1 protein-coding gene is annotated in these 324 nt (G+C 43.8%); it reads left to right on the top strand.

Features of this window, described 5'->3' with window-relative positions:
• The coding region (locus AC0QH1_RS08305; RefSeq protein WP_324630583.1) for an HNH endonuclease at positions 1-324 on the top strand (324 nt) is incomplete at both ends.

Raw genomic sequence — 324 nt, 5'->3', positions numbered from 1 at the left:
ACACATCAAAGTCAAAGGTGATAAGTCTCCATTTGATGGAGATTGGGCTTACTGGAGTAAGAGAGGAATTAACAAGGTTGGAATACCAGCTAAGTTAGCCAAACTTTTGAAGGAACAAAAAGGCAGGTGTAATGAATGCGGCCTGTTCTTCACGGACAGTGACCTAATTGAGGTAGACCATATTAAACCTCTAGCGGCGGAGGGTAAAGATACCCATAAAAACCGCCAAGCATTGCATCGCCACTGTCACGACCGTAAAACCGCAAGAGACCTCATCATAATTGAGGAATATCAAGCGAAAATCAGCTCCCATGACAAGGGATA

The organism is Phormidium sp. CCY1219, assembly GCF_055795085.1.
This window is presented reverse-complemented; position numbering and strand designations above follow the sequence as displayed.